General features: G+C 45.1%; 6 protein-coding genes. 3 read left to right on the top strand and 3 right to left on the bottom strand.

The genetic code is table 11. The features are described from left to right. Positions 1-709 precede the first annotated feature (709 nt). Complete coding sequence (locus tag QUB12_RS11555) at positions 710-853, bottom strand: hypothetical protein (RefSeq protein ID WP_333281442.1); 144 nt, start codon at positions 851-853, stop codon at positions 710-712. A 232-nt stretch (positions 854-1,085) separates the two neighbouring features. Between QUB12_RS11555 and QUB12_RS11550 the strand changes: the two genes are divergently transcribed. Continuing rightward, positions 1,086-1,394: a DUF1830 domain-containing protein gene (locus QUB12_RS11550; RefSeq protein WP_333139568.1), complete on the top strand. Its 309-nt coding sequence runs from the start codon at positions 1,086-1,088 to the stop codon at positions 1,392-1,394. Positions 1,395-1,399: 5 nt separating this feature from the next. Next, positions 1,400-1,819: a hypothetical protein gene (locus QUB12_RS11545; protein ID WP_333306801.1), complete on the top strand. Its 420-nt coding sequence runs from the start codon at positions 1,400-1,402 to the stop codon at positions 1,817-1,819. A 240-nt stretch (positions 1,820-2,059) separates the two neighbouring features. On the opposite strand, the gene QUB12_RS11540 is transcribed toward QUB12_RS11545, so the two are convergent. Next, a complete protein-coding gene (locus QUB12_RS11540; RefSeq protein ID WP_333306799.1) occupies positions 2,060-2,413 on the bottom strand; it encodes a DUF6464 family protein in 354 nt (117 codons plus the stop codon). Positions 2,414-2,973: 560 nt separating this feature from the next. Further along, positions 2,974-3,705 (bottom strand): sucrose-phosphate phosphatase, encoded by a 732-nt coding sequence (locus tag QUB12_RS11535; RefSeq protein ID WP_333306797.1) that lies wholly within the window; start codon positions 3,703-3,705, stop codon positions 2,974-2,976. A gap of 171 nt (positions 3,706-3,876) precedes the next feature. Between QUB12_RS11535 and QUB12_RS11530 the strand changes: the two genes are divergently transcribed. Further along, positions 3,877-6,198, top strand: a complete 2,322-nt coding sequence (locus tag QUB12_RS11530; protein ID WP_333306795.1) for an iron uptake porin — start codon at positions 3,877-3,879, stop codon at positions 6,196-6,198. Positions 6,199-6,235: the final 37 nt, after the last annotated feature.

Here is a 6,235-nt window from a genome sequence, read left to right as displayed (position 1 = left end):
TTAAGTTATTAATACATTACTTGAAGTTTGACGATATTCCCATTCCTGGGGTATTCATACCTTGATTCAGCAACGCCGACAAACAAAGTCGGCCCAGCCCGACGACAGAATAAAGGGGGCATTAAAGCCGGATGACGATCGAAAATCCGCTTTCTCATTCTCTTGATTCTTGCGAAAATTACGCAATTATCTTAGTAAACCGGGTTTATGCGTCCAGGAAAGTTCTAGCTTTTCCTGCTATTTTCATAATTTCCTCATTTTTTTGATTTAGCTTTGAGATGGATCGGTGATTGGTTAATTTAAACTCTGATTCCCTAGAAGTTCTAGAGATGATCTCAGGGAGTCGGGGTTTTTTGTTACCCGCAAAGCCGATCGGCTAATACCATATTTACAGGCAGAATAACTCCTCCAGAAGTTACACAGATGGGCCTCAAGAACGATTTTTTTTAATCCGAGATCACAGATGCAGCCAAGTTTTTTGCTAAAAAACCCGGTTTCAGCCTGCTAATCCAAGATTTACGCAGAGTTCCCTCAGAAACCGGGTTTTTTAACCCCGGATCACAGATGCAGCCAAGTTTTTGGCTAAAAAACCCGGTTTTTGCCTAAGTGTTGTAATCCCTGCTTCGGCAAAAGTATATTTATCAAAAAAAATGATGGTCTTCATAATTTCCTCATATTTTTTAGATAAAGTTTACTCATAGCTCTGGATCTAAAGGTCGATCGCACTCTCAGCACCATTCCGCTGCCAAAGAGCGAACCTGTTGTCAGGAGAGTTCGGGGCAGTGACGGTACTTTCGATTAACTCGTGCCACAGCACAACCAACCTAAATAAGTCAGGATCTAGGCCCTGCATACCAAACAAACCGGGTTTTATACCGGGAAAAACCGGGTTTCTGCGCCAGTCCTCTAAGTGTTGGCAGGATAACTAAATGCTACAAAAATTAATAACTGAAGATGTGATTCGCGCTCTCGAATAACACCCCAAAAATAAGTCGGTCGTTTGAACAAGAGCCAAACTCGTAATTGCTACTAACAGGCAAGGCCAAGTCTCAGTAAGTTTTAGAAAGAGTGTGGAGATTTTTTAAATGTCTGATCAGCTATCTTATAAAGGTAACAACCAGATTCTGTGCTATTACGCAAATGTTAGCAACCAAGTTCAGGTGGTTCGGATTGGGAACATTCCTAATTGGTACTTTGAAAGAGTGATGTTTCCGGGACAGCGACTGATGTTTGAAGCTGCGGCAGAAGCAGTCTTAGAAATTCACACTGGTACGGCGCCAAGTGCTATTTTATCGGACAAGATTCCCTGCTACGTGCTGCGGGTTATAGAAGAGGTAAGTTCCGAGTTCGAGCTGGTGATGACCGAAGAACGATTGGGGGTATTAGCGGGTTAAAATTCATGAGAAATCAGACGAGATCGAGAACGGCCACAAAAATATTAGTTAACGAGTGTTTGGGGACGGGGAAAATGCAGAAAAATCTTGTCAATATTACCTTAGCTGTAGTCACAGAGGAAGTAGAAATTATCTTGGAGTCTTATCCGAAGCACCCATACCAACAAGCTTTTTCGCCTTCGGGATTGCGACAGGATTTAATTGCTTATGTGCTCAGCCGAGTTCCTAATAGATATACTGCGATCGACTCCCGCGAGTCTGTGTCAAACCAAACAGTTCAGGTTCGCTGTTCTTCAGAACAGTTGCTGCACATAGAAAATTTGATTCATACTGGCATTCGCGACGTGCTCCACAGCTATCAGAAGATAGATTACCGCGTTCCTGAAGAAGTTAAATTTGATTCCAGAGTTGCTAGTTGGTTGTGATAGTTTCTGGTAATTGAGGGAGACGCCGAGATTCTCGGCACTCTCGGTTGGGCGAGGTGGAATTGTGTACTGACCGAAAGCATCCAGGATACAAGCCCCCGGATTCATTCCGAAAGCAGACTCAGGACCGGTGAAATAAAAAACCTGTATCCGATAAAGGCGCCCCCGAATTTATCCGTGGGGTCAATGCTTAAATCTAAAATCTAAAATCTAAAATCTAAAATCGATTGACTTGATGGTTCAAGATTTTTCGTAATCGCAGCAGCAGTTGCACGGGCCATTGGGATTGACAGCACAGCGCAGAATTTCCGATCGAGCATTAAAGCGACAGCTAGCATCTCCGATAACCCAGATGCCGCTTACAAAAGTTCTTTCCGTCGGCGGTGTGGCCGACTGCACGTACAGGGCAATTTTTTGCAGTCGGTAGCGGCCGGATTTGAGTTGATAGCGGTGGTGGCGTTCCAAGACAGCGTAGGTTTGTCCCTCTAAATCTACATAGTTCCCCGGTTGTGGCGTCCAATCCAGCCGCAGGCTACCTAAATATTGGCGGGGGTGAGAGAGAATCACCTCTACGGGTAAAGTATTTTGTTCCATGTGGCGGTGCGTTGGCGAACTGAACTAAAGGGGCAAATAGTTGACTCAACCTACATCTTGTTCATCTAGAAAGATAAGTTTTTATAGAGAGAGTAATTTAGGTTTAGGCGCTCAACTTAACTATAGAACCTTTGGCGATCTTGGGATAGCCGACTCCATCCACTACGTTGGGCCTCACATCTTGCACCATTCTCAATTAGCCTTTTCTGAACAGGCTTTCCGGCCTGTTCCACAAGAAAATTTATCTTTTGTGGAACAGGCCGGAAAGCCTGTTCTTGAGGATGGTGCAAGATGTGAGTTCCACCCAACAGGCTAGGAAATAAACTTCAACTCGCTTGAGGTAACTAAAGTTAAGTTCGATTAGGTTTGATAAAGCAGTACAGGCTGATGGTATCGCAACTCGCAGGTTCGATCGATACGCGGTTGAGATTCCTCAACAGATTTTAACAACGGTTTGCAGGACTTGGGGTGCTTCGGGTGCGTTTGTAGTGAAGACTTCAGTCCTCTGATTTGTATGAGGCCTTCACTTCTCACTACAAATCAAACCGATTTTTTGGCAATCAAAATTCCCAAAAATATGCCATTCCTTCCATGATTCCCCAAGCGCAAGCAGAACCAGCTAAATAATGATTTTCAGTGCCACATTCGCGATGCCATTTTAAGAGTTCTGATAGAGCATTAGCGACGATTACTCCCCGGACATCCTGTTCAAACATACTGATATCATTGCCAGAATCACCGCAAACTAATGTTGCCTCTGATGGAATTTGTAGGCGCTTTTGTAAATAAGTAAGGGCATTGCCTTTATTGCTAGTTTGCGGTAAAAGATCCACATCGCTATTGCTGCTAAAAATGATTTGAGCTGGCAGTCCCGATTCAGTTAACTTTTCCTGCAAAGCCTGGACAGTCGAGCTGTTTTCTGCTGTGGGTTCCAGACTATAACTGATTTTCCAAGGATTTTGTTCTTTTGGGGATTGGGGTTTAAGCTGGGAAAACTGCTGAGCTAAAGAGGCGATCGCCATTTTATCCCAGCCTTGAGAAAGATATTCCGCCCAATCTAAATCGAGGGTTCCGTCTTTGTAAATTTCACTGCCTACACCTGCGATCAAATAGTCCGGTGCTAGCAGTTGCTTTTGGGCAATTAATTCGCAAGTTGAAGCATAAGAACGCCCGGTAGCGTAAACCAAACAAATTTGCGATCGCTGTGATTGCAAGCGCTGGTTTAAAACTTGAGTTGCTTCGTCATCTCCGACTAGCGTGTTGTCTAAATCTGTAACTAATAAAAACTTCATTTGGGGAATTAGTCAGGAGTCAGTAGTCATCAGTGATTAGTGATTGGGAATCGCTCGCTTCCTAAAATAATTTTAACTATTTATAAGAATTTGTTAAACCCACTACATTTATAAGCAAGCTTATCGGTTAACATTGGCCAGATTTAATTTTCCACAAGTGGTGTGAGTTTTATGGTGAATAATGCAACCTCGGTTAAAGCTTTTTGGCTGTCTTTCTTGATTTCTGGTGCGGCAGTGCCTTTGGGGCCGATCTCCGCAACAGCTCAAATTCAGGATACCTCAACTCCAGAAGTTGCGCTAGAAGCGAGTGCCGTCCCTACGGCTACCCCAGACGCAGCGCTGGCAGCAGGTAATATTGAGATACCGCAGTTAGCGGCGATTACCGCAGAGACTAACTCCGCAGTCGATCGCGCTTTACCCGACACAGATGCAGCAACAGTCGATCGCGCTTTACCCGACACAGATGCAGCAACAGTCGATCGCGCTTTACCCGACACAGATGCAGCAACAGTCGATCGTGCTTTACCCCAAACAGATGCAGCAACAGTCGATCGTGCTTTACCTCAAACAGATGCAGCAACAGTCGATCGTGCTTTACCCCAAACAGATGCAGCAACAGTCGATCGTGCTTTACCCCAAACAGATGCAGCAACAGTCGATCGTGCTTTACCTCAAACAGATATAGCATGGGTGAATCGTGCTTTACCCAAACAAGATATAGCAACAGTCGATCGTGCAACAACCACCCCAGAAATAACGGAGGCAATTCGCGAATTGCCTCCACAGAAGTTAGAAATTGCAAACTCTCCTCAGTCTCAACAAGTTGCTGAAGCCAGCAAAGTTGCCGACATCAGCAGCGAGACAGGCACCGCTGATGACCTCAGCATACAAGAAGACGCAGCACAAGTCACTTCTGTTTCCCAACTCTCCGACGTGCGGCCGACAGATTGGGCTTTTCAAGCCTTGCAATCCCTAGTAGAAAGATACGGCTGCATTGCGGGATATCCAGACGGCACATTCCGAGGCAATCGCGCAATGACTCGGTATGAATTCGCCGCCGGATTAAACGCTTGCTTAGACCAAATTACCAAACAACTTGGCGGTTCTACTGGTAATTTAGTCAAGCGAGAAGATTTACTTGCTTTGCAAAGATTGCAAGAAGAATTTGCGGCAGAATTAGCTACATTGCGCGGTCGAGTAGATGCTTTAGAAGCCCGCACTGCCGAATTGGAAGCCAACCAATTTTCAACTACGACTAAACTCAACGGATTTGCTTGGTTTAACCTGAGTGGAGCTTTTGCAGGCAAGGGAGTCCGAGTTGAAGCAACAAATGGAAATGCTGCTCCGCTCGATCGAGTACCCGGACGCGATCCTGTCACCAACAGACCGATCGTGCAGACAGTGGACGACCCAGAAATTACTTTCAGCCACTTAATTTGGTTAACCCTCACTACTTCTTTTACAGGCAAAGACCAATTGGTTACACAGCTAGCTGTAGGTAACGGAAATTCACCAGCCAATCAGTATACTTCTCCGGGTCTTTTTAATACCTTTGGCACTCCTTTTCTCGACCAGACTGCTGGGGTGAATCCCAATGAAGTTATCCTGCGAGAACTTTATTATCAGTTCCCGGTTAGCAACAGCTTGCAATTAGTAATCGGCCCCAGAATTAATTTCTACCGCTACTTTGACAACAATAACTTTAGCTTTTTCGTGGACGGTGCGAGCAGTTTTAATTCTAACAATAGCACTTTGTTAACTGCTACCAAACGCGGCGCAGGTGCTTTGGCTTTGTGGGATATCAGCCGCCGATTGAAACTGCGTTTAGGCTATTTGGGCGAGAGTATGGAATTTTTGCCCAGTTCGGTGTTTAATTCCGCTTCCAATCCGTCTCAAGGCTTGTTTGGTGGGACAAATACGAGTACCGCCGAACTAACATTCAGTCCGAGCGATCGAACAAATTTGCGGTTTTTGTACAGCCGTTCCAACATCCAGCAAATTGGCGGGCTAATCGGAGCACCGAATGGCAGGCCCCTTAACGGTTTGGCAGATGACGGTTTCGGTGGTCGTCTCGGCAATGCTACTGCCAATACTTATAGCTTTAATTTCGATTGGTCGCTCAGCCGCCGTTTCGGTCTTTTCGGCCGCTACGGCTACGCCGAAACCAATATATTTCCCAAGACTGACAGACCCGACGGCACGATCAAAACTCAATCTTATATGTTAGGATTTGCACTTCCTGATTTATTCAAAAAAGGAGCTGTGTTTACTGCCTCATTTTTAGTACCTTTTGACGTTACTGGTGGTCGCAGGTTTCTGGTTTCGGGCGGGGGAAATGGTGGCAAGCAGTACGAAATTGAAGCCACTTATTATTTGCCTGTCACCGAGAATATTTCGCTCGTACCGGCATTTTATGCGATCTGGAATGCTAATAATTTCGACAACAACCCGACAATTTTTGTGGGCAATTTGCGGACGCAGTTTAGTTTTTAATTTCCAGAATAAATAGATACCGTAGGGTGCGTCGCTA

The organism is Microcoleus sp. B7-D4, from assembly GCF_036705125.1.
In the GTDB taxonomy this organism is placed as follows: Bacteria; Cyanobacteriota; Cyanobacteriia; order Cyanobacteriales; family Microcoleaceae; genus Microcoleus.
The sequence above is the reverse complement of the archived record's forward strand: the minus strand, read 5'-3'. Positions and strand labels throughout refer to the sequence as shown.